General features: G+C 49.0%; 12 protein-coding genes. 4 read left to right on the forward strand and 8 right to left on the reverse strand.

Translation table 11 applies throughout. The annotated features are described in order from the left end of the window. Nucleotides 1-84 precede the first annotated feature (84 nt). Complete coding sequence (gene ptsG, locus YC6258_RS03375; RefSeq protein ID WP_044615798.1) at nucleotides 85-1,971, reverse strand: PTS glucose transporter subunit IIBC; 1,887 nt, start codon at nucleotides 1,969-1,971, stop codon at nucleotides 85-87. Nucleotides 1,972-1,991: 20 nt separating this feature from the next. Further along, entirely contained in the window at nucleotides 1,992-4,568 is a 2,577-nt protein-coding gene (ptsP, locus tag YC6258_RS03380) for a phosphoenolpyruvate--protein phosphotransferase (RefSeq protein ID WP_044615799.1), read from the reverse strand. Between the two features lie 346 nt (nucleotides 4,569-4,914). Between ptsP and YC6258_RS31130 the strand changes: the two genes are divergently transcribed. Further along, nucleotides 4,915-6,333: a family 43 glycosylhydrolase gene (locus tag YC6258_RS31130; RefSeq protein ID WP_052830029.1), complete on the forward strand. Its 1,419-nt coding sequence runs from the start codon at nucleotides 4,915-4,917 to the stop codon at nucleotides 6,331-6,333. Nucleotides 6,334-6,505: 172 nt separating this feature from the next. After that, entirely contained in the window at nucleotides 6,506-11,404 is a 4,899-nt protein-coding gene (locus tag YC6258_RS03390; RefSeq protein ID WP_044615800.1) for an alpha-2-macroglobulin family protein, read from the forward strand. 429 nt (nucleotides 11,405-11,833) lie between these two features. On the opposite strand, the gene YC6258_RS03395 is transcribed toward YC6258_RS03390, so the two are convergent. The 4 genes from YC6258_RS03395 to bioB form a co-directional block, all read right to left on the reverse strand. Next, nucleotides 11,834-13,087, reverse strand: a complete 1,254-nt coding sequence (locus YC6258_RS03395) for an ABC transporter substrate-binding protein (protein WP_044615801.1) — start codon at nucleotides 13,085-13,087, stop codon at nucleotides 11,834-11,836. A 442-nt stretch (nucleotides 13,088-13,529) separates the two neighbouring features. Beyond that, on the reverse strand, nucleotides 13,530-14,591 hold the full coding sequence (locus YC6258_RS03400) for an acyltransferase family protein (RefSeq protein WP_044615802.1): 1,062 nt from the start codon (nucleotides 14,589-14,591) through the stop codon (nucleotides 13,530-13,532). A gap of 782 nt (nucleotides 14,592-15,373) precedes the next feature. Continuing rightward, nucleotides 15,374-15,934, reverse strand: a complete 561-nt coding sequence (locus tag YC6258_RS03405; protein ID WP_044615803.1) for a YiiX/YebB-like N1pC/P60 family cysteine hydrolase — start codon at nucleotides 15,932-15,934, stop codon at nucleotides 15,374-15,376. Further along, nucleotides 15,934-16,938: a biotin synthase BioB gene (gene bioB / locus YC6258_RS03410; protein WP_425402629.1), complete on the reverse strand. Its 1,005-nt coding sequence runs from the start codon at nucleotides 16,936-16,938 to the stop codon at nucleotides 15,934-15,936. Before bioB ends, YC6258_RS03405 begins: the two co-directional genes overlap by 1 nt. 464 nt (nucleotides 16,939-17,402) lie before the next feature. Between bioB and YC6258_RS03415 the strand changes: the two genes are divergently transcribed. Then, the gene (locus YC6258_RS03415) at nucleotides 17,403-21,464 is read left to right on the forward strand and encodes a PKD domain-containing protein (RefSeq protein ID WP_044615805.1); all 4,062 of its coding nucleotides are present in this window, start codon (nucleotides 17,403-17,405) and stop codon (nucleotides 21,462-21,464) included. A 214-nt stretch (nucleotides 21,465-21,678) separates the two neighbouring features. After that, nucleotides 21,679-22,164 (forward strand): jacalin-like lectin, encoded by a 486-nt coding sequence (locus YC6258_RS03420; protein WP_044615806.1) that lies wholly within the window; start codon nucleotides 21,679-21,681, stop codon nucleotides 22,162-22,164. Between the two features lie 51 nt (nucleotides 22,165-22,215). Here YC6258_RS03420 and YC6258_RS03425 read toward each other — a convergent pair whose 3' ends face one another. Both YC6258_RS03425 and pbpC read right to left on the reverse strand, forming a co-directional pair. Next, a complete protein-coding gene (locus tag YC6258_RS03425) occupies nucleotides 22,216-23,460 on the reverse strand; it encodes a cytochrome P450 (RefSeq protein WP_044615807.1) in 1,245 nt (414 codons plus the stop codon). Nucleotides 23,461-23,543: 83 nt separating this feature from the next. Next, nucleotides 23,544-25,772: a penicillin-binding protein 1C gene (gene pbpC / locus YC6258_RS03430; protein WP_044615808.1), complete on the reverse strand. Its 2,229-nt coding sequence runs from the start codon at nucleotides 25,770-25,772 to the stop codon at nucleotides 23,544-23,546. Nucleotides 25,773-26,023 lie beyond the last annotated feature (251 nt).

Consider the following 26,023-nt stretch of genomic DNA (forward strand, 5'->3'; position numbering starts at 1 on the left):
CCGCCCAGAAGGCGGCAAAGAGTCATACTGACGAACATAATCGATGTGTCGGGGGTGATGGGGTCATCACCTCCGGATGTTTATTTAGCCAGCCAGTTGTTCTTTCATGGCCTGTTCTGTGGCACTGGCCTGATCGCCAAGTAACAGATGCACAACGGTTTCATTGATGCGCATAACCCGTTTGACACCTGCGTTACGCAGTTCGGCTTCGTCCCATTTGACCTGGTCTTTCAGTTCCAGGCGTAAGCGGCTGGTGGCACAGGCCAGACAGTCCTGAATGTTATCTTTGCCGCCCAGCAGTGTGATCAGACGGCTGGCCAGGGAGCGTTGTTCATCGGATATTCCAGTGGCTGTACTCTGTTGTGCAACTGGAGCTGCAACTGTTTGACTGACGGGAGCTGCCATTGGTGCATCCAGTTCAGGTGCTTTGCCAGACGCCAGATATTGGTCAATGGAGGTACGCAGGTTATCGGCTTCAGTTCCAAAGATGGCCTGGATGCCGTTTCCAACCTTGATCACACCGGTTGCGCCCAGGGCTTTCAGGCGATCAGAGTTCACTTTCTCAGTCTGATGCACTTCCATACGCAGGCGGGTAATGCAGTTATCAACTGTTTTCAGGTTGGAGGCACCACCGAACGCCAGAATAATCTGTCCGACACGATCATCTTCTGCCACGTTGCCAGTGGTTGTTTGCACGGTGACCAGAGCAACTTCGTCTTCACGGCCAGGGGTTTTCAGGTTTAGCTTGACGATAGCTACACGGAATACAGTGTAATAAACCAGTGCGTAAGCAGGGCCAACGACAAAGAACATCAGGAAGTTATGAGACAGGTGACTGAACAGGAAGAAGTCGATACCACCATGGCTGAATGTCATACCGTGTTTCATATCCAACAGGATGGTGATCGGAAATGCCAGGCCGGCCAGAATCGCGTGAATGACATACAGCACAGGTGCGACGAACAGGAAGGCGAACTCAATAGGCTCGGTAATCCCGGTCAGAAAACTGGTCAGTGCGGCGGAAATCATGATGCCACCGATTTTGGCCCGGTTTTCCGGCTTGGCGGTATGCCACATGGCGATGGCAGCAGCCGGCAGTCCCCACATTTTGAACAGATAACCACCAGCCATGTTGCCAGCTGTTGGGTCACCGGCCAGGTAGCGCTGAATTTCACCAGTAATCCATTGTCCGCCTTGGGCGGTACAGGCAGCTTTGTCCGCCACACCGTTGATTAAGTCATGACCTACCTGGCAAACCGCACCAGCTTCGAAGAAGAACGGTACGTTCCAGATATGATGCAGTCCAAACGGAATCAGTGAACGTTCAACCACACCATAGATGCCAAATGCCAGGGCCGGATTCTGATACGCTGCCCAGTCAGAAAATGAATTGATCAAATTGCCAATCGGTGGCCAGATAATGGTCAATATCAAAGCTGCCGCAATTGCGCTGAAAGCCGTGATAATGGGGACGAAACGTTTGCCAGCGAAAAATCCAAGGTAGGTCGGCAGTTTGATATTGAAAAAGCGGTTGAACATGAATGCCGCAATACCACCGGCGACAATGCCGCCGAGTACTCCGGTATTGATCAGTTTGTCTATCAACTCCGGGTTGGTTTGCAAGTCTATATGATAAATACTGCCGGCGATGGTCGGACCCAGTGCCTTCATCGCAGCTGTCATCACGTAATAACCTACAGTGGCAGCGAGGGCGGATACACCATCATTATTGGTAAAGCCCAGCGCCACGCCGATAGCGAAGATCAATGGCAGGTTGCCAAATACGGCATCACCGGATTGCTTCATCACACTCAGAATCAGCGCCAGCACCTGAGGTACTTCACCCAGGTGTGACCAGTCTGCTCCACCGATACCCAGCAGGATGCCGGCGACCGGTAATACGGATACCGGTAGCATCAGCGACTTGCCGACTTTTTGCAAAACCGCAAAGGATTGCTTCCACACACTCATAGAGATTGCTCCTGATTATTTTATTTGTTGAAACTGTTTGTCATCAGCTGACGCACTTCGGAAGCGGATGAAAGCGTCAAAGCCTGCTCCGCCAGTCGTCTGCACTCACTAAAATCGAGGTTTCGAATAATGGCTTTTACGTCAGCAATCACAGGAATGCTGACCGATAGTTCCGTCACACCAAGGCCTACCAGCAGCGCGGCGGCCTGAGGGTCACCGGCAACCCCACCGCAGATACCCACCCATTTGTTATGTATCCGGGCACCGTCACAAGTCTGTTTGATCAGTCGCAATACTGCCGGGTCCAGTGCATCGATTAACGGGGCCAGTTTGGGATGGCCACGGTCCATCGCCAGGGTGTACTGGGTGAGATCGTTGGTACCAATGGAAAAGAAGTCTGCTTCAGCCGCCAGTACATCTGCCATCAATGCCGCAGATGGCACTTCAATCATGATACCCACAGGAACCGGTGCTACGTTCAGGGACTGGCGTTCCTGCTCCAGCAGCTCTTTGGTCAACCGGAGTTCGTGCAGGTTGCTGATCATGGGCAGCAAGATGTGAATGGCGCCGTGTTTGGAAGCCCTTAAAATTGCACGCAGCTGCTGGCGTAGCAGCATCGGTTTATCCAGTCCGATCCGAATTCCCCGTTGACCGAGGAATGGGTTGTCTTCGGCCGGCAGCGGCAGATATGGCAACGGTTTGTCACCACCGACATCCAGAGTCCGTACGATCAGTGGCTGACCGGGTTGAAGGGTTTCCAGAGCCTGGCGATAGATGCGGTATTGTTCTTCTTCGTCTGGTGCGGTGGCGCACTGAAGAAACAGGAACTCGGAGCGCAGCAGACCGATTCCTTCGGCTCCTCCAGTCACGGCCTTGGCAACTTCTGCAGTACTGCCGGCATTCGCTGCCACGGCAATAGTGTGACCGTCACGGGTCGTGGCCGGTAACGCTACCTGCTCCAAATTGGCCTGGTGCTGGCGGGCTCGGGTATCGAGTTGAAGGCGGATGTCCTCAAGAGCCTTACTGTCAGGGGTTAGCTGCAGGTTTCCGTTATCTGCATCCAGAATGACTTCGGTGCCGTTGGCCAGTTCCAGCACCCGGTGCTCGACACCTGCCAGTGCCGGCAGGTTCATGGCTCTGGCCAGAATGGCTGTGTGTGACGTTGGACCGCCACCTGTGGTGCAGATGCCGACCACTTTTTTGAGATCGATGTTGGCGGTATCGGATGGCGTCAGATCTTCGGCCACCAGAATAGTGTTTTCGGGAAGAGCCTGTTCCTCATCGGATAACCCCAGGATGAGTTTCAGGACCCGGCGTCCCACATCCTGCAGGTCGGCAGCGCGTTCTGCCAGCATGGGGTTGTTGAGTTTTTTCAGGCGATTTACCTGCATGTTGACCGCTGTTTGCCAGGCAAACGCGGCGCTTTTGCCGGCTCGAACGTCAGCAGTGGCATGATCATACAAATCCGGATCGCTCAATAATTCCTGATGGGCGACAAAAATCTGTGCCCGCTCCGGTTGACCGGCATCGATGAGTCGCTGTTCCAATTCAATCAGTTGCAACCGGGCGTCATATAGGCATTGATCCAGCATGACGATCTCGTTTTCAAACCGACCGCCTTGTTCCGGGTATTCAAAACGTTCTTCACGCCGCTGAAAAATACGCCCGAATGCCAGACCGGCTGAGGCAGAGGTGCCACCGATCCGACTTGGATCATCGGAAGGTGGAAACAGCAGTGACGGCTCCTGATCGTAATCCATCATGGTATTGCCACTGATCTGGGTAACATCTTCTCCCAGGCCGGACTGTACCGCTTCACCGAGTTGCTCCAGTGCAATGCTGGCCTGAGCACCGCGGGCGAACAGGGTGATGGAATCACCGAGGCGGATGTTCAGTGCCATGATGGCCGTCAGACTCCGGCCATTGACTCTCTGACCGTGGCATTCAAGTTCAATGTGGGCACTGAACTGTTTGGCCAGTTTGACCAGTGCTGCGCAGGGCCGGGCATGTAAGCCCGCCGGGTTGGGAATCAGTAAGGGGCGTGAGGCCAGCCACTCACCGGTTTCCGGTTCAGATCCGTCAGGTTCGCCAGTTTGCAGCTCCACCTCAAGCAGAGGGGCCATGGCTTCGATATCGTCAATGGTTGGCTGATGGAGACGTTTCACCAGTTCGCCATTGGCCAGAATAATCTCAGTCATCAGACTTTTGGCCTGGCAGGCAATGTCATCGGCAGCGAATTCTATCAGCGGTGTACCTTTGGAAACCTTTGTTCCGGTGCTCACTAATGGCTTAAAGCCTTTGCCCTTGAGCAGCACGGTATCAATACCAATGTGCAGCAGTACTTCGAGCCCGCTGGCATGTTTGATGGTAACGGCGTGTCCTGAAGAATGCAGTTGCTGTACCACGCCATCGAATGGTGCGAGTAATACGTTGTCCACCGGATCGATGGAAATACCATCGCCGATCATCTTTTCGGCAAAGACCGGGTCAGGGACCTGCTCCAGGGGATAAACCGAGCCTGCCAATGGCGCATAAATGACCAGACGTCCGGGCGTGTCCTGATGAGCGGCTGAAGTGGTGAGCGATTGAGTCGACATGGGACCCTCCTGTTGTTCTTTTGCGCGCATTGTGACAACAAGAGGTTTCGGTTTTGCTGACCGGGATCAGAAAAAAACCAAGCATTACGCTAGGTTACTCTTACTTACTGTGTGACAGAAATAACAGAACTTTGTTAGGGTCTGTTACATTTGTATGCCACTCTCTCCGCAATCAAAATTGCTATGATTCTTTGGCATGAAACCCTGTGACAGGTCACAAATACTTGCTCTTTATGTAAAATTTTGCCAACAAGTGCTCAGACATTTAATAATGTTTCCATATTAATCATCAGCTGCAGAGTACTATTGGGCCACTACTATAACTGTCAGGTTAAAGGTGACATTTATGCCTGCTTATAAAAACGTTCTTTGCGGACTTTTATGGCTATTGGTTTGCATCAGTACTAATGTTGTGGCGCTATCAAATGGCGTCTACACAATTACATCAAAGCACAGTGGTAAACGGGTTGAAGTGATTAATGGCGCTGCAGACAATGGTGCCAATATTCAGCAATGGCCGGCCAACGGCTATGACGCCCAGCGCTGGCTGATTACTCATGTTGAAGGTGACTACTATTCGCTGATCAACCTGAGCAGTGGCAAAGCCATGGAAGTTTATGATTTCGGTACCAGTGATGGTGCCAATGTGTCGCAATGGGAGTATCTCGCTAACCATACTCAGCAGTGGCAAGTGAAGCAGGAAAGTAACGGTTACTACAGTTTTATCAACCGTAATAGTGGCAAAGCGCTGGATCTCTATAATTTTAATACTGCCGATGGTGCCAATATTGCCCAGTGGAGCTATAACGGTTCCGATGCACAATTGTGGAAGTTGTCGCAGTTGGGAACCACTGGCCAGCCGGGATGGGATCCCTCAACCATCAATGGCGCAACCGATCACTGGTCTCTGAGCGGTAATCTGGTCACCCATGATCCGACACTGGCGTATGAGAATGGTCGCTGGTGGGTGTTTCAGACCGGACCGGGTATTTATTCCAAATACTCGACCAATGGTACCCAGTGGTCAGGTGGAAATGGTGGTATTTTTCCAAATGGACTGAGCTGGTGGAGACAGTATGTGCCGGATCACGATGGCGAAGATGTTTGGGCACCTGACGTGAAATCTTATAATGGCCGTACCTGGATGTACTATTCTATTTCCACCTTTGGTTCCAATGTGTCCGCTATCGGGCTTGCGTCCACAACCAGTATCAGCTCTGGTAGTTGGCGTGACGATGGGCTGGTGGTCAGTAGTAACAGCTCTCAAAATTTCAATGCAATTGATCCGGATCTGGTTGTGGATGCCGATGGCAACCCGTGGCTGGCATTTGGGTCTTTCTGGTCGGGTATTCAACTGACCCGCTTGAATCCATTAACCATGAAGCCCTATGGACCACAATACAATATTGCTTATCGTGGCAATGAAGGTATTGAAGCGCCCAGTATTATTTATCGTCGGGGTTACTATTATTTATTTGTGTCTGTCGGCAAATGTTGCCAGGGTACCAACAGCACTTATCAGATTCGCTATGGCCGGGCGACAGAGATTCGAGGCCCTTATCTGGATAAGAATGGTCATGATCTGTTGTCCGGTGGAGGCAGCTTGTTGGATGGTGGTAACAGCCAATGGATTGGTCCGGGCGGGCAGGATATTCTCAATACCGATGTCATTGTTCGCCATGCTTACGACGCCCGTGACAATGGAACATCTAAATTGTTAATCAGTATTCTGAACTGGGATTCAAACGGCTGGCCTCGATACTGACGGTCAGGTCAAATCAGGTGCTTTAACCAACACACTGGTCGTCATCCATTCATTTGCTGACGGCCACTGATCGATATCACAAAAAACCACTCTCGGAGCTTTGCCAATTGTCTTTGCAGCACCTACACTTGCTGCTCTTAAAATATCTATTAAAAAGTCAAGGAAGCAGCTTATGCACGCGGTACGTATTGGTATTAATGGCTTTTGGATCAGCCTTCTGGTGTTGTTTTCGAGCTTTATTAATGCCGCCGACTTTTATATCTCCGATGTCAGTGAAACCACTCAGGATAATGCTCCGGCACTGGTTATCCGCTTAACCGGTGCAGTGGACCCCGGCACTGATTTGTCCCGTTATATTTCTGTAACACCTGCGCCGGCTGATGGCAGTCAATGGTATACCCAGGGAACCGGACGCCAGTGGGTTTTACCGTTTGTGGAACCCAGTACCCGCTATCAGGTAAAGGTAACTAAAGCCCTGACATCGGTTAGTGGTGATGTGCTGTCGAAGGTGGATAGTCGTGGTGACAGCCATCCTTTTGACTGGACCGTCGACACTCGGGCATTGACGCCGGGGGCCAGTTTTGCCAGTAGCGGCACATTTCTGGTCGGAAATATAAAAGATGGTATTCCGGTGACGGTCGTGAACCAGCCTGAAGTGGACTTGGATGTGTTCCGTGTACGTGATCAGGATATGAACCGCTTTATCGGTGAAACGTATTTTAAAGGCCGGATGTATTACGATTCGTTGTCAGGTCTGCGGGAATATGCCGATCTGGTGCATACCGCCCGCTATACCAACCATGCCCGTACCAATCAGCGGACCACCTATAACTTTAACCTTGATCCGATCCTGGAGAAAAAAGAACCAGGTATCTATGTCGCGGTGATCCGCCAGCCGGGTGAGTATTCATACCGTTACGACACAACCTATTTCACCATTACTGACATTGGCCTGCATGTTCGCAAGTACAAACAGTCCCTGATGGTCTACGCCAACTCGATTACCACCGGCGAACCGCTGAAAAATGTTAACCTGCGGTTCTGGTGGCCGGAACGTAATAATCAGGCTGCCCGTGAACAAAATGCCCGTACTTCTCAAAGTGGCAGCTATCAGCTTTCCACCAATGACCTGCCCAATATCATCGTTGCTGAACAGGGAGACCAAATCAGCTTTTTGAGACTGGACCAAGGCGAACTCGATCTCTCCTCCTATCCTAATGTGCCCAGTCTGCATCAGCCGTTTCAGGCATTTATGTATGGCCCGAGGGATCTGTATCGGCCCGGTGAACAGGTTGATATCAACATGTTGCTGCGTGACTTTGATGGTCGTAAAGTCCGGGATATGCCGTTAAAGGCTTTTCTGTGGAATGCCCGTGGAGAGCAGAAGCAGAAGTTCACCTGGAGCCCCGATGCCAATGGCCTGTATCAAACACGTTTCGAGTTGGATGAGAATGCCCCGACTGGAGACTGGCGTCTGGAAGTGAGAATTGACGGCCAATACGAGGCTTATTACTTCCAGGTGGAAGAGTTTTTGCCAGAAACCCTGACCCTGAGCTTTTATGACGGTGATCGTAATCAGACCCGTTACTCGCCCAAAGGCGAGTTTCAGGTACCGATTCAGGGGGATTATCTGTATGGCGCGCCAGCAGCCGGCAACAATGCTGATGCGGTCGTAACCATTTCTCCGGCGAATAAAATTTTTCCGGATCTTAAAGGTTTCTATTTTGGTGATTCAGAGGCGAATGTCCGCACTCGCAATATCAATCTGGACCCGATCAAGCTGGATGAAGCTGGCCATGGAGAGCTGGTCGTACCCGATTATTGGTCGGATATAAAAGTACCACTGAACTTCAGTATCAGCGCCAGTGTTTATGAAAATGGTGGTCGCCCGATTACCCGTACTCAGAATGTGATTCAGTTGCCGGCATACAGCAAGCTGCCCGGTGTACAGCCGCAGTTCGAGGATCGTCCGCCTTCCAATCAGACTCTGCAATTCAAGTTGTTGAGTGTTGACGCCAACGGCAAACCGGTTCGCGATACTTTGAGTGTCCGGTTATTGCGTGATCACCGCGAGTATTTCTGGCAATACGACAGCTCCCGTGGCTGGTACTGGGATTATCAGGCCAATCGCTATGTCACCGCTTCAGAAACCATTGAGATTAAGGATCAGCCTGTAACGGTGGATTTTCCAGTGGAATGGGGACTTTATGATCTGGAAGTGACTTCCAGCTCCGGTGCGATCACGTTGTATCACTTCAGAACTCAGTGGAGCTGGTCCAACCAGGAAAGCACGAATCTGAAGCCGGATATGATCCAGATGTCTCTTGACCAGAACTATTACGCGCCAGGAGATACCGCCCGTCTGCGTCTGAACAGTCCGATCAGTGGTTCCGCCATTATTAACGTAGAATCCAGTGATGGTGTCGAATACACCCTGAACCAGTCGGTTTACAAAGGTGAAAACCAGATCAACGTTGAATTGCCAAAACAGTGGAACCGTCACGATCTGTACCTGACGGCCATGGTGCTGACGCCTGCGGATCAGGTCAATGAGGTCACGCCGACCCGGGCTCTGGGGATTATTCATCTGCCGTTACGACGCAGCGATGCGGTAGCGGAAGTGGAACTGACAACTCCTGAGAAAATTGAGCCGAACAAGTTGGTCAGTGCTCACCTCAAAGTGACCAACCGGGCCCAGTTGGGCAGCCAGAAACTGTTTGCTACTGTGGCTTTGGTTGATAAAGGTGTATTGAATATTACCCGTTACCAGGCACCGAAACCGGAACAGTATTTCTTTGCTCCGCGCCGTTTTGAAGGTAGTTACTACGATATTTATGGCAAGATCATCAATAACCTGGGCTACGAAATGATTCGTCAGCGGTTTGGGGGTGATATGTTTGCCGATGCTGATGCCATGGAGAAGGCGGAATTGAGCCGCGGGGGTGAAAAACCCAAAACCGAGGTTCAGATTGTTTCTTTCTTCAGTGAACCGGTGGAGCTGGTGGATGGCGAGGCAGATGTCAGCTTTCAGCTGCCCAATTTCAACGGCAAGCTGAAATGGATGGTTGTGGTGTACGGTGATTACTCATACGGCAGTGCGCAATCCGAAACGATCGTTGCAGACAAACTGGTGACTCAGATTTCCATGCCCCGGTTTATTGCCATGGGTGATCAGAGTCAGCTTAGTTTCGATCTGCACAACCTTTCCGGGTTGAACCAGCAGCTGGATGTAAGGGTAAATGTCAGCGGTGAAATTTTCTCTACTGGCCTGAAGCAAACCGTTACTCTGGCAGATCGACAAAAAGCCGTGGTTCTGGTGCCCATCACCGGAGGTCTGCATGAAGGTCAGGGGGTGATTCACCTGCAGGCCACCAATGGCAGTGATATCAACATTGATCGTACCTGGAAGCTCGGAGTGCGCAGTCCCTTCCCATGGCAAACCGAGTATCAGAGTGCGGTCATCGATGCCAATGGCAGCTGGCAGCCTCAGGTGGACATCAGCAATCTGCGTCCGGATACCGTCCAGGCATTGATGACTGTTTCCAATCGTCCGGCTATCAACTTCCGTAGTCACCTGGAGTACCTGCTGCACTATCCATATGGTTGTCTGGAGCAGACCACCAGTTCCACGTATCCATGGGTATTGCTGGATAATGCTGCGGTGCAGGACTTGGGTTTGACGGACAGTTTCAAAAACCGCTTTGATCGGCCGTTCAGTGATGAGTTCCGCTTACAGCAGATTACCGCAGGTATTGAGCGCCTGAAGAGCAAGCAGTTTGCCAACGGTGGCTTTGGCTACTGGGATGCGGCCAGTTCAGAGTCCCGCTGGGGTACGGCATATGCCACCGAAGTGCTGGTGGATGCACGTCGTCAGGGTATTGAAGTCGATTCCTACACACTCGATCGTGCGCTCAAACGTCTGGACAGTTATCTGCGCGCCAGTGCGTTTGATGATGATGGTTGGAGCGACAGTAACGAATATTACAGTTTTGCTATACGGGCATATTCCGCCTATGTGATGGCCAAAGCCGGAACCGCCAATTTAAGTCTGGTTCGCCGTCTGTATGATGATGGTATGGAAAATCAGAATGACAGACGTTCCGTTCGGGCCCGTATCCGTTCTTCCGGTCTTGCCTGGATGCATCTGGCGGCGGCTCTGAATCTGCTGAATGATCATGATCGGGCTGAGCGTGCCAATGATGCAGCCCTTTCAATCAAGCGTGAACGCTATCGTTATTATCGGGATTACGGTTCAACCCTGCGCGACACTGCATTGAGTCTGGCGATAGCCCTGGAACAGGGGTTGGACGAAGGCTCGCTGGCTCAGGATCTGGTGGATATTCTGCAAAATGAGCGTTGGTTCAGCACCCAGGAGCGTATTGCTCTGGCCAAGGTTGCGTTGTTCTATGCCAAATCCGGTAAGCAGTGGCAGGGTAAACTGATTGCCAAAACCGCTCAGCAGACCCTGAACCAGAATCGGCCGTTCAACACCTTGCTCGATGCCGATCAACTGACCAGTCTGCAGCAGGTTGAAGCCACCGATCAGAAACTATACGTGACTCTGGCGTATCAGGGAGCGCCAAGAACGGCTCCGGAACCTTACAGCAATGGTCTGCATATCGTGCGTCGTTACTACGATCTTAATGGCCAGCGTATTACCCCGAGCAACCTGACCAGTGGTGAGTTGATTGTCGTGGGTCTGACAATTTCGGTCGATGAGAACCTGCGCATTCCGGACGCTCTGGTTGTTGATTTGTTGCCAGCCGGTCTGGAACTGGAAAACCAGAACCTGAGTAATGCCAGCGTCGATCTGGATAACGTCAAGATTGACGATGAATCGTTGGGGCATTATTTCCGTGAATACCGGACCCAGTACCAGGAGTACCGTGATGACCGCTACGTTGCCGCGATCAGTGTCGACAGCTGGAGTTCTACGAAACTGTATTATCTGGTGCGGGCTGTCACGCCAGGTACCTATCAGGTGCCGAATCCTTACGTGGAAGACATGTATCGTCCGAGCTATCGCTCGGTCGGCACAACTCTGGATACGTTGGTGATTCAACCCCGTTGATCGAACAGAGGGCGGCCTGATCGGGCCGCCCCGTCTTGTTCCAACCAATTAAACAATTTTCGTCCGATGGAATGGTGCGTTAACAGACAGACTTTTTTGCTTCCTTTCAGTATTTCCCGCCTTCGAATTACGGTGTTTTGCCGTTATGTATATTTGCCAGCTCAGACCAGAAGTTATCCTTAATTCATCAAAATGCCGTTGATTGTAATATTAAAGGTTAACTTGATAACTGGTTTTGCTTCGATCCAGACTGCTCCGAAGCTTGTAAGTGGGCAGGAGGCTGAGAGTCGGAAATATCGATAACAACGATGTTCGATGGGCTCTTTGTTTCTGGTGCGATTATTGGGTAAAAATTGGAATGCAGGTCATGAAATGAAAAGAGCAGACCATCGCTGAATGTGCGAATACGAATCTGCTCTGATCGTCCCATTACATCATGTAAGCGCCTTTGCGCATATCTTTGGAAAGGGTAAGCGCAGCTTGGTCTGAACTCATATTCGGGTCATGAAAGAATGCGGAAATCACGCTATTAAAAGCTGTCTGAACCAGCTCAGTGGCAGCCAATCCGTGGGCAATGCTTGGTAGCTCGGCATTCGTAGCTTCAGCATTCAACAGCTCCTGCTTGCTCATTTGGGCGCATATGTCAAAACCTGTCAGGTCAAGATCCTGCCGCGTTGGAATCGAGCCTTTGTAGCGATTGTAGGTGAGTTGGAAGTTGCTGCTCATGATCGCGCTGGCGAGGTCTTTTTGGGCATCAATTTCCTGAGCATTGTGTAGTTTAAACATGGCCAGAGAATCGATGTTGTAGAGAAACTGATTGCGTGTCTGCATAACCGGCGCGCAGATGTAATCTTTCATCGGAATTTTGCCGGCAACGGAGAACTCTCCCTTGGCCCAGTCTCCCATAAACTGGAATGCGGCTTCACCATCGATAACCAACTTGGTAGCTTTGTTCCAGCTGCTGTCAGAATCCATATAAAGATATGGTTGTAATTTGCGTGCCATATCGAAGACCCGACTCATCTCCGGGCTCTTGATGGCACCATAATCAAGTTCAGCGATTGCTTTTCGATACAGCTCAGGTCCGCCAACGGACAAAATCATCGATTCAAACATTGTTCCCAATTGATCGGCTTCGTCACCAATAGCAACAACATGATATCCGGCTGATTTGATTTTTTCTGCCACTGCAAAAAATTCCGGCCAGGTTTCCGGCATCTTGGCATTGACCTTATCCAAAATTTTCTTATTAGCCCATATCCAGTTGGTCCGATGGATGCCAACCGCTGCTGCGCCATAATGACCGTCAAATTTAATAGCATCTTCAGCGGCGTGGAAAAGTGTGTCATCCCAGTGCTCGCTTACAGCGATATCGTCGATGTTTTGCAGAAAACCGAGACGTTCCCAACGTTGAAGGTTGAACTTTTTCATCATTGCCGCTGCCGGTGGTTTGCCCTGGATGATGCGTTGTTTTAAAACCCCCTGAGCATTGTCGCCGCCGGTTTGAACCGCAAAATCCTTCCACGTGTGGCCACGTTCAGCCAACATCGACTTAAGAACTTCCACTGCTTTTGCTTCACCTTCAGAAGTCCAGGAATGCAGAACTTCCACCGTTGCAGCTGTTGCAATCGTTGAACAGGAATACACAGCAAAAGCCGCAGATAGTTTGAACCAGAAATTCATGTATTACTCCAACTGTATCTTTTATTTTTTTTAGCAGTAGAGATTGCTGAGGGTTATTTGTAGTGGATAACTGGAAAACCTTCAATAGATTTTCCGTTATTGACAGGATAATTCTCCGTTTATAAACCTCAGTCGTCACAATAGGTTCGGAAAAAGAAAGTTTTAAAACGTTTCATTCTGCTAAGGAACCTCTGAAAAATGGACTATTTTCGCGCAGGACGTTGTCAGCCCCAGTCTCACATCCTCATTTACTCCAGTAAACTGCGGTGTTGCGAGTGGTGCTTCCTCGCCTGCATCAAAACTATTCCTGTTTTTCAGAGGCCCCCTAATTAAAACCGGCATTGGTTATAAATGAGCCAGACTGTGACGCACATGTTTGCTGTGGTATGTCACAAATGCTTAGTCACAAACTTTTTTTCCAAACATTAAGACATTGCCCTTATCACTCTGAAGGTGGTACTGACGGTTTAGAGGTTGGTACTATTTTTCGATAGCTCAGTTTAAGCCATCGGCTGATTGGTGCTGAAAGTAAGTAAGGAATGTTGTAATGATCAATAATGCGTAGCGCAATGATCGGTCCAAGCACGGCCATGATGTTTCCCAGAAGTAGGTGAACACTGAGGTCAGTTACACCAAGGAAGCTCTTCAATATCACTCTGGTACCGCTTCCTGCCAGGGTATGCATCAGATAAATTGCCATTGACGCGTAACCCAGATAAGCCAGTGTCCGGTAGTACTTCCGGGCCAGAAAAGCAGAAAGCGATACCACCGCCATGATAGACACCAGAGCAAGCAGGAGAGAAAAAACCGTCTTGGCTTCGTGTAATAACAGATAACGGTGATACAAGTATTGGCTGCCAATGAACGCTGCTAACATCATCAGCAGCATAAAAGGAGAGGCCAGACGATCAGCGCGGAAATATTGCGAGAATATAATGCCGAATGCAAAAAAGACAAAGTGGCGAGAGATGTAAGTAGAGATAATATCCGGCGGCATATGGGATCGAAAAATATTAGCCAGTACTGCCAGTATAAATATCACCAGCGTGAATTTTTCAGGGACCAGAGAAAAAATAAGTGAGGCAGCCACAAAAACGAAAAATAGTGCATAGAGAAACCAAAACTGCGCTCTGGGAGACCATAAGAGAGTGAATACCCTGCTGAGGGTTAAATCGCCATTGGTGTAATGGGACAGCAAGACCTCTGTGCATCCCTGTATGATGGACCACAATACATATGGATAAAATACCGTGTCTATCTTGCTTAATACCAGCTGGCCACCACCACGCTTTGAGAACGAGTGTTGAAAAAAAAGCCCGGACAGGAAAAAAAACAAAGGCATATGAAAGCTGTATACGATACTGTCTGTCAGTTGATATGCACCAAACAGTTGCTCCGGGATAACGATGCCTCCATTTTCGAGTCCCCGTGCGACATGTCCGTAAACCACCAGTAGAATACCGATGGCCTTGGCATAGTCCACCCAATATGTTCGACTTTCCATGATTTTTCTTTCCTCTTAGAAACAGATTGATGGCCAGTATCTGAAAATCGTAATCAATATAACGATTTTGGATGCTACTAATCCAGCGTTTCATTGCTCTACCTTACAGATGTGTGATGCATTTATTCACTTCGACGAGTATTTAAACAATGTGATCGCAGTAATATCCGGAATAGCCGTTTTTGATATGTCATCGGTTTGGCTGTGGGGAGGGGGTTGGATGTTTAGAATGCATCAGGCTCAACGTTTACGTGTTATCGCTGTTCGTTTGATATCCATAGATGATGTTGTTGAGCATGCCAACGAATTTTAAAACTGGTTGCTCTTGATAAAACGACTGTGTTTTAAAGATGATGGTTTTTTTATTCTGGGAAATGTCAGCAGTGAGACTCGTTATCATGCAAGTTTTTCGAATCAATATTTCCATATTCTGTGCAATGCTCTGAATTTTGTTGGATGTTTGTATTTATGATTAAAGCTGATGGCGTCGCAAAAAACTTTCTTGGAACATCTGAATAATACTGGCGAGGAAACCAGGGCAAAGCACAAATCTGTGACCAGCCTGTCGGGAATGGATTTAAGTCGCTCTGCTGGTCTGTGGCCGAGGCTCCGTATGTGTCGGGCTTGAAGCGGGAGTTTGTAAGACATAAATGAACGATTTTGAGTAGACTTCCAACGCCCTATTGGCGACCAGGTAAGCAACTTTTTCTGGAAACAACTTTAAGGTAAATACCAGAGATGGCATGAATGCTGACGGATAGCGGCAGATACCGTGATGCTAGTCAGAATACTTTAATCAGGTTTTGACTTGCAGCCATTTCGTTAGGATTACAGCCCGGTAGTCCCTCTGGAATTTCGAGTCCGAGTTCCCGGTAATATGTGATCCAGCCGGGATGGAATGAATCACTGCCAGGTTGTTTGAATGTCATCGGCTTTAGTGTAAATAAACCGGTGTCAGCAAAAAGATGATAGATGAACTCGGAGCAGTAAAAGCCCTGATGATCCAGGATATAGCTGTGATTATAAGGTTGGCCAATTAAGGTCCGGGCTAAAGACAGAGCGTTATCGACATAATGTTGGTACGAGGGCGTAAGCCGGTAGACACCAATGTTCAGTACCTCATTCTGCTCTGATAGACGAAACTCCGACAATGCCTGACAGCAGACCCCAAGGTGGGGATCTGCGTGATAAATATAGACATGCTGATCTTTGACTTCGGTGATCCCCATGTGGGTGTAGTGATCGAATTGGTTTGTTTGGGTGACATCGTTGATAGCTTCTGCAAGGTCGTTGTCAGCTGCCGCTCGAAATACAATATCTCCATTCATCAGGTTATTATTCATCAGCGCTTATGTGATTCCAGAGTCGCATCGTAAAACATGGTATTGCTTCGCGGACAACTGACCGGTATTTGTTCGTTACTGTCTTTCTGTTGAATCCGTTGTTGGGGTTTCAAGCCCAGACGTTGAAAAAGATGTTGATCATTTTCCACATCCGGGTTGCCGGTGGTCAGCAATTTGTCGCCGTAAAATATCGAGTTGGCCCCGGCCATAAATGCCAATGCCTGCATGGTGTCACTCATCTGTTCTCTTCCTGCCGAAAGGCGGACGTGGGATTTTGGCATCATAATCCGGGCTACGGCAATGGTACGGATGAAATCCAGAGGATCAAGGTCCTGTTGTTGTGCCAGTGGTAAACCTTCAAGTTTGACCAACTGATTAATCGGGACACTTTCCGGATGAGGTTTCAGATTTGCCAGCTGTACCAACATTGCCGCACGGTCATCAAGCTGTTCCCCCATGCCAAGTATTCCGCCGGAGCATATTTTCATTCCGGATGCTCTTACATGAGCCAAGGTATTCAGTCGATCCTGATAAGTTCGGGTGGTAATGATTTCACGATAATAATCTGGCGAGGTATCGAGATTATGGTTGTAGTAATCGAGGCCTGCATCGGCCAGTTCTGTAGCCTGCTGCGCATCGAGCATGCCTAAGGTCATACAGGTTTCCATTCCCAGGGCCTTAACCTGCCTGATCATCTCCAGCACATAAGGCATATCCTTTTTGCTGGGTGAACGCCATGCCGCTCCCATGCAGAAACGGCTGGCACCGGCTTGCCTGGCAGCGCTGGCTTGCGCAACGACGGTCTCAATTTCCAACAGCTTTTCTTTTTCCAGACCCGTCTGGTAGTGGCCACTTTGAGGACAATATTTACAGTCTTCCGGACAGGCCCCGGTTTTAATGGAGAGTAGTGTACTGATTTGTACTTCGTTGGGATCAAAATATTGGCGATGGACCTTTGCTGCTTCAAATACAAGATCATTGAATGGCATCTGAAATAATTCCATGACAGATGATATGGTCCAGTCATGTCTGCAGCTCTTACCGTTTTTGAATTTTAAAGCCTCATTCAATGATGACATAGGGATGAGTTGCTCCTGAGCTGTTTTAGTTCAAACATAGTCCGATGGGAAGTCGGAAAAGTCACGTTAATAGACAGTAGTGTTCTTGCTAAATGGTATAAGTTAACAGCACATAAAAGAGTCAGCACAATTGATGAGTTGTTTGAGTTAGGTGACGGCGATCCAAATCACTGAATGATTAAATGAGCAGTTGCGTTCTCAATACTACGACCATTGAAGGATTCAATATCTAACACATAATTTAATAGCCTGCCGCTTTGGCCGAAACAGAATTGGCACGGATATTATGAGCTTGTCAGGCTGACAATAAGCCTGAAGTAATACTAAGTAATGGACCCCGGTCTTCTGAACCATCAGGACCGGTCTGCCCGTCAAACTAAGGAGCAAGCATGTTCAGGAATATAAGGCTGTTGAGTGGCCTGTTATTGGGTTTAGGCAGTGTTGCAGCTTATTCAGCTGAACCTGTATCAGTATTTGATCAATTATCCTCTCCCTCTGTCTCCACGTTTAAACGTTCCTCTTCTCAATCTGTGACTGCCGATGATGGCAGTGCGTTGGCAAAAATGCTCCATCGTCAGTTGAATCTCGATGACGATGCGCAGTTGGTCGAACAAGGCCACAGTCAGGCCGGTGAGCAACACAGTTTCAGCTATCAACTTCAGTATCTTGGCCTGCCGGTATTTGATTACACCATTGCGGTGATCACCACTTCATCCGGTCACGTGGTGCAAGGGTATGGTCAATTGGTTCGCAGCCTGGCTGCAGATTTGGGTGATGTAGAGGTGTTGACAGAAGAACAGATGGATCTTCATGCCCAGGCATATATCCATCAGCGCTATCACGATGAACCCCGGTTTTTTGATCATAAAACGGTTAAGCAGGGTGTCTATATCGACCCACAAGGTCAGGCCCACGATGCGATTCAGTTGATCTTCTTTACCGATCTGCTTCAGGGCATAAGTGCGCCCGAAAAAATGCGCGTGTATCTGAATGCGACCACCGGATCCACGTTGTCTGAAGCCAATATTCTAATGCACTATCAGGCCGCAGGATCGGGGCCAGGTGGTAACGAAAAAGTTGAACAGGCGGATTATGCGTTTGTGGCCGGAGATGTCAGTGGCCAATCGGTGAAAGACCTGCGCACATTTGTAGTGGAAAAACAGAACGACGCCTGTGCCATGGAGCTGAGTGGCAAATTGAAAACCTTTGATGCCAAGCATAAAACCAGCAACCTGCCCGAGAATGTCCATCGCTATGACTGTGGCAGCGACAATGCTGAGAACCGTCATACGGAAGCGCTGACGAATACCGCCAAGTCGGCATTGAACGATGCCCACTACCATGGACAAGTGACCATCGAGATGTTTGAACGTTATCTGGGTCAAAAACCTTACTTCCATGAAGCGGTTAAGCAATACGTTCATTATGGAAACAATTACGACCAGGCATTTTATGACGAAGGTCAGGTGCACTATGGGGATGGTGAATATCTCTTTTATCCGCTAGTGGCCCTGGATGTGGTGGCGCATGAAATCGCCCATGGCTATACCTTGGGGTATGGCAGTGGCAAGCCCGCAAAGATGATGTTGAACGGAGAGGCCAGAGCGATCAACGAAGCCTTTTCAGATATGGCCGGAGAAGCCGCAGAGTATTATCTGAACGGTGAGAACGACTGGCGCAGTAATTATGATTCCTATCAGGGCAGTGGTGCACTGCGGTATTTTGAGGATCCAACGGCCGATGGTGATTCCGTAGGACACGTTGACGATTACTACGATGCCCTGGATTCCCATTATGGCTCCGGTATTTTTAATAAAGCCTTTTATCTGCTGGCCACGAATGGTGGCGAAGCACAACCGGTTGCCGGTGACTGGAATACCCAATACGCGTTTATGGCCTTTGCCACAGCGAACCAAAACTGCTGGGTGGCATCGAGTACGTTTCAGCAGGCCGCTGACTGTGTTGTGCGTTGGGCCCCGAGTGTGGTTCAGACCGCGATGCAGGCCGATGGTGTCAAGGGACCGGATGGTCAGGTCTGGAGTAAAAATGCTCTCAAAAATCAGATCCGTAAGGCTTTCGCGAGTGTGGGTATCCAACTTGACCTGGAGAACCAACAAGGTGTTGAAAGCCGTTTTGAGCGCGAGATTCATTTTCTGACTGTCAGTTTTAGCAATCAATCCCGGTATGAAAACAAAGTGTTGGCGGCCAATGATGCTACCTGGCAGTGGGACTTTGGTGATGGTCAGGTCAGTACGACACACAGTCCCACCCACACGTATGCTCAAACAGGACACTACAATGTCCGATTGACGGTGACGATGAACGACGGTGAAACCGATACGGTCTGGTTACCCGTTGATGTGGTCGAGCATTATTGCAGCGTCTCGGGCACAGATCCGGAACAATATTATGCGTCGTCTGTGATGTTTAATAATACGGAGTTTGTCACCAACGGTGATGCGGAGATCAGTTATCGGGATTACAGTGATCAAGCGGTTATGGTGCCGGTTGGGCAACAAGTATTCTATGCTCTTAAGATGGGTCAACATAGCAATACAGCGGACTATGCCAAACGAGTGCAAATCTGGCTGGACAAAAATCGGGATGGTCAGTTCAGTATTGCCTCGGAGCAAATGTATGCAGGCAGTGCGGTCGATGAACTGTCAGGAGTATTGGCCTTTACCGGTGAGCCGGGTCAGGATTATCGGGTCAGGATCATTGTCTCGTTTGCATTGTTTGATCGATTGCCATGCGATCAAATCAGGAGTGCCAGTATTCAGGATTATACCTTGCGCTGGGACGATGCAGCATCCAGTTATATCAACATCCAGGTAGAGCATCGGACAAATAAGGTGCACTTTAGCAACCTGACTGAAGACAATCGTGTGACCAGTTGGGATTGGCAGTTTGGGGATGGCGGTAGCAGTCATGAGAAGTCTCCCACCCACGATTATTGGCGCAGCGGCAGCTATCAGGTCACAGCGATTGCGAAAGCCAGTGATGGATCGGAAGTGGGGCGATGGGATGAAACCATTGCGTTTACCACAGTCACCCAACCAGTAATCAAGTTCGACGCGAATGATCAGACCGTAGAGTTCGATGCATCGGACAGCGTGATGCCGGAGGGGACTACCATCCATTGGGATTTTGGGGATGGTACGACTGATAAGGATAACAAGAACAAGGTAAGTCATGATTATGTCGAAGACGGGCTCTACGATGTGACGTTGACGTTGACGAATGAAGATAACCCGTCGGGTGCAACGAGTCAGCAACAAGTCTCGATAGGGTTTAATCCAAACTTTTATGTTCAGAGCATTGAGCGTCAGGATGATGGTCGTTATCGGGTGGTCTTCAGGAACAATACGGTTGATCCGGGGGATAATCATGGCAAATGGCTGTTGCGTTGGGATTTCGGTGATGGCCAAGTCAGCGAGGAATCAGAATACGATTCTCTTAATCAATCGATCATACATGTCTATTCGAAGCCCTCGAACAACCCCTATTCGGTTACTTTGTCCATTAAATATCTAAGTGCGGATACCTCTGCATGGGTCAGTAAAAGCGTTACTGTTGAGCTGACCATTGATAATGATTCACCTGATACTGGCGATCCCGATGGATACTGTGAGCCGATTTTTGATGCTGAAAGTGAATGGATAAAGCGGATAATTATTAATGGTCAGGCGTTTGACAGTGATGCGGAAGGTGGCTTGGTGAATCCGGATATTCCCATTCGTCTGGTGGCCGGTGAGCAGGTAAGTTATCGAATAGAGTCCGGTTATATAGAAGGCGGACCGTATGCTGAAAATTACCATGTATGGATAGACTTGAATGGTGATGGTCAGTTTGGTGACGGCCATTGGAAAACGGACAAATCCGAACGTGTTTTAAAGGTTTACGACCATACCAACGATGATCAGGGGAATGGTTATGTGGAAGGTTACTTCCAGGTACCGACAATCAAAAAGGACAAACCATTTACAACTCGTATGAGGGTACTTCAGCTATTTGGGTATTCAAAAATAGATACGATCAATCCGTGTTCAAACTATCCTGCTTCAGACGCGAATGGTGAAGTCGAAGATTACCTTGTAACTATCTCAGCGAGTTTTGACAACAGTATCCCTGACCTGAAGTTACATGTTGAAGGCCTGACGCTGAGTTTTGATACGTCAGCCAGTATTTATCCGGAAGGTGCTATATCGAAAGTTACCTTCGGTGATGGCGATAGCAGTACTGAAGATAAAGGTAAGCATGTTTATAAAAAATCTGGAGATTATCTCGTTACACTACGTATTTACGATGAAAGTGACAATGAAATCAACGCAATCGGCAAAACCGTAACTGCTGAAAATAAAGAGTCGGCTAGTGGAAGTCACGGTGGGATCGAATGGTTGGTATTACTGCCGTTACTGTTGTTAAAAAGAAAAAATTTATTCAAATTCTGAATTGGATAAAAGTAATTCCATAAAAAACGAAATGAGTACGTTTTAAATAGAATATTTTCCAAATCAAAGAAATTCATCAGATAGTATGATGTTAGATGTCAGTCATTGATGGTTATTATTTTTTGATTCAATGGAATGAGAGATTAATATCAACCGTAATCGATGGAAATGTCATAAAAAATTAAAATTCGTGTGTATAAATCAAGGAGTGTTTATGAAGAAGTTATTATTGATGATGCTGACCTGCTTTTCAGCGGGCGCAATAGCAGCACAGTTTGAAGCAGGTAATTCTGGCGGCGGCGGTGGGGTTGCTTTTTTCGATAACCCCCCAAATGATTTTTTACAACTTGATCGGGTCACGCTGTGTGGTGGAAGATTGGTTGACTCCGTGGAAGTGGTATACATTGACGGATCTGGCAATGTTTATAGTTACGGCAAACATGGTGGTAACGGCGGCTCTTGTAAGACCCTGAACTTCATGTCGGGTGAATACATTAGTAAGGTTTCAGGGAAGTCGGGTTCTGAAGTGGATTCTTTGACCATCACAACAAACATGGGCAGAACTCTGTCTGTTGGTGGCTCTGGTGGTGATTCCGGTTTCCTATATACCGGAAATGGTCAGTTCCAAATTGTAGGTTTTAAAGGCAGAAGTGGCTCACGTATCGATGCGATCGGCGTGGTTTACTTGCAGACATATTGATCAATAAGTCTTCCTGATTCAAAGCAGGCGGTTGTTCTACCCGCCTGTTCTTCAAATTTTAATCTTTAACGATTTCACCGAGCGCAGCGCCAGGTTTCTATGGTATTCCGGTGTTTCCATAACATGGCCCTCCGGTATCAGCTTTAGCAATTCTTCTGTGGCTATCTCGGCTTCAAGTCTGGCAAGTGCCGCGCCAGAACATAGATGCGGACCAAAACCGAAACCAAAATTACGAACCGGTTTTCTGCGAATATCAAACTTGTCCGGTCTTTCGCAAAGCTCTGGGCTTCGATTGGCCGCACCGAGTAACACATAGATCATACGATTCTGTTGTAACTGGATACCGTCTATTTCGGTATCACTCTTAATAAAGCGTCCCAAGCGATGAACTGCACCGTCATAACGTAATCCTTCTTCCACCGCACTGGAGATCAGTTCAGGGTGGCGGATCAGGTCCAGGCGCTGGCTGTCATGTTGCTGTAGCTGTATCCAAAGGTTGTTGATCAGGCAAGTGGTGGTTTCGTGACCGGCAAACAATAACATAATGCAGTTGGCGATCAGGTCCTCTTCGGTAAACTCATCATTTTGTTGGCGGAACTGAGTCAGGTTGCCCAACACGGTAGTGTTTTCGATCAGTTCTGTGGAGTGCAGCAGTTGCTGAAGATAATCAGACATCTCCACTACACTGGCTCTAGCTCTTTCGGCAATGTCGATACCGGACTGCGCTCCGGTAAAACTGGCGATGTCATCCGACCACTTTTTCACCAGTAAAATATCTTCAGCCGGAACGCCCAATAGCCGGGCAATCACCAACGCTGGTAGTGGATACGACAGGTTGTTGACGAGGTCATTATGTTGTTCTGTCACCATGGTTGTGACCAGTTGGCGGGTGATGGCGCGAATATCGGGCTCCAGGCTGCTAACCAGTTTGTGGCTAAGGGAGGCATTTACAATCTTGCGTAGAGGCATATGTTTGGGAGGGTCCTGAAACAACAGCCATTTGGCGAGAGAATTGAGCAACGGCTGTACCTGGTCATGCTGACCCTCAGAAAGTTTTGCTGCGAAAGAACCGGTGCGATCCGATAAGAAGGTTTTGTTGTCTTTCAGGATTCTTTCAACCTGACTTGGTCTTACCACATAGTATTCTGTTGCCGAGGGTGACTGATAGATTGATCCCTGTTGCAATAATGCCTGATAGGCAGGGAACGGGTTGCTGATAAACTCCGTTGAGTGGAGGTCAACGTCGGTATATTCGGCATTCTGCAGAGTGTTATGACTGGAATAATGGTGGGACATCTCAATAGCCTCTTTGCAAGAGACTATGATGGTATCCATTTTTAAGCGTTAGCTAATATCGTACTTTTGTCGTCTAATTTCCGTTATCTCACCAGAACATTGAATTCGATCCGATCAGTTTCACCAGTCTGATCCATCAGAGTCAATTGATAAATGCCCGATGACAAGTCTTTAAGTTGTATCCTGCGCCCGGTCTCTGGCAAAAGACTCCCATTGAGAAACCAATAAAACGGCGCATCGCCTCCCTGGGCATAAAGATCCATTTGAATATTCTGGTTCTGGCGAACCTGGAAAGCATCCTGATCATCCACACCCCGAATCTGTAGCACGGACTGTTGCAGCAGTGTACCGGGGCTGTGGCAGCGCGGGTCCCAGACCGGAATACGGCTATCGCGCTGTAATTCGGGACTTAGCCAATGTTCGAGCGGAGCTGGCCAGACAGTGACAGTCTGCTGGAGCGCAGGTATCTGACAGTCCGGAGTGACTCTCAGGCCACTGTCTTTGGCCTGCCAATACAGAAAATCCGAACCGACAAACGCGCGTTGCCGTGCCAGAGTACTATACCAGGTGGTGGGTATCGTGTTCTCAAGTACATACGCGCGTTTAAGCTGCTCACAGTCCTGCGTCACCCATTCTCCCTGTGGCCAGCAGATATCGGTCTCTGTGACACTGTCAGGCATGGCAGGTACCGGGCGCTGATCATTGAGGCGTTGAAAAATAAGGTTTAACAGCGGCACCGCCGTGACTTGTCCGTAATGTCCTGGCATTGGTGTGCCATCGGGACGTCCTATCCAGACACCAAGCGTGTAATGCTGACTGACCGCAATGGCCCAGGCATCGCGAAAGCCGTAGCTGGTACCGGTTTTTACTGCCAAGCCGGCAACATTGGCTTCATTGTCAAAGAGGATTTTGCGGATGATCCAGGCAGCTCCTTCACTAAGCAGCGGTTGTTGAGATGCACTGTCTGCTGTCGAAAAGCGCAGGCTACGTGCGTTTCCTTTATTACCCAGACTGGTATAAGCGTATACCAGATCCTCCAGTCGGGTACCTACGCCCCCAAGTGCCACCGCGAGATTGGGTCGTGCATTGCCCGGCAGCTGAAGTTCAATGCCAGCCTGCTTCATCTGCAAGAAGAAATATACTGGCTTAAGTCGCTCCATGACCTGTACTGCCGGAATATTGAGGCTTTTTTGCAATGCCGTTGTGACCGAAACCGGACCACTGAAGCCGCCATTGAAGTTATCAGGCTGATAATCACCAAATCGTAATGGAACATCCATCAGCAGGCTGGCGCTGTGGATCAGGCCCTGATCCAGTGCCATACCGTAAATAAATGGTTTCAGGGTAGAGCCGGGTGAACGGATGGCCTGTACCATGTCGACATAGGCAAAGCGTTTGTCATCCTCAAAATCAGCAGAACCGGCATAAACCCTGACCTTGCCGCTGTCGTTATCCACGACCAATGCAGCTGCAGACACCTGCTGACCAATACCACGGACGTACCCTCGCAGCAATTCTTCAACCTGTTGTTGCCATTGTGCCTGGATAAAGGTCTGTATGTTCTGGTCCTGATACTGGTTTGCCAGTCTTCTGGCTAATAGTGGCGCGGTTTGATAGCGAGGCAAATTGCTGACCTGGACATCTTCAATCGCTGCATCCTCAAACTGTGCAGGTGACCATTGCCCCAGTACCACCAGCCGGTGCATGAGTTTGTCACGTGCCTGACGGGCCCGTTCAGGATGACGGTCAGGTCGGTAAAAACTCGGTGCCTGTGGTAATACTGCCAGCAATGCTGCCTGGGCATCGGTCAGGTGTTCGGCCGAGTGGCCCAAATAACTGAATGCAGCCGCTTGAATACCTTCGATGGTTCCGCCAAAAGGCGCGTGATTCAGATAATACGTCAGGATGTCATCTTTGCTGTAATGCCATTCCAATTGCAAAGCCCGGATAATTTCCTTCAGTTTAGCGCTAACGGTACGAGGTTCCGGATAGCGAATCCGGGCCACCTGCATGGTCAGCGTGGAGCCTCCAGAGACAATATGACCATTACGTAACCAGAGCCAGATGGCCCGCACCAGTGCCGCTGGATTGATGCCGGGGTGACTGTAAAAATACTGATCTTCGTAAGTGAGCAGTGCTTCCAGATAGTTCGGAGAGACCTGGTCCAGCGTGATTGGATAGCGCCAGACGCCGTTATCGTCTGCAAAGGTTCTTAAGATGGTTCCGTCTTCCGCCAACACTGCCTGACTCAGTGAGCGCGATTGCAAATCGACAGGATACAGGGTGTCCAGTGTTATGATGACAGCAGTCATGGCCGTCCAGCAGGCTAATAACCAAATCCATTTTTTAAACCGTCGGTAGAGCAACCACTTCATAACAACCTTCACATACTGGCATAGACAGAACTGCGTGCGGGACCTTTGTGAATAGGCAAGATCCTGATGCGCGCCGCAGTTTACTCCGTTCAGCGACGTTTTAGTAATTCAGGCGGGTCAGGCTATCAACTTGGAATGCCACAGATAGAATCTGATCTGACAGGAGTGCCGTAAGACCAGTACCAGGA

The sequence above is a fragment of the Gynuella sunshinyii YC6258 genome (genome assembly GCF_000940805.1).
In the GTDB taxonomy this organism is placed as follows: domain Bacteria; phylum Pseudomonadota; class Gammaproteobacteria; order Pseudomonadales; family Natronospirillaceae; genus Gynuella; species Gynuella sunshinyii.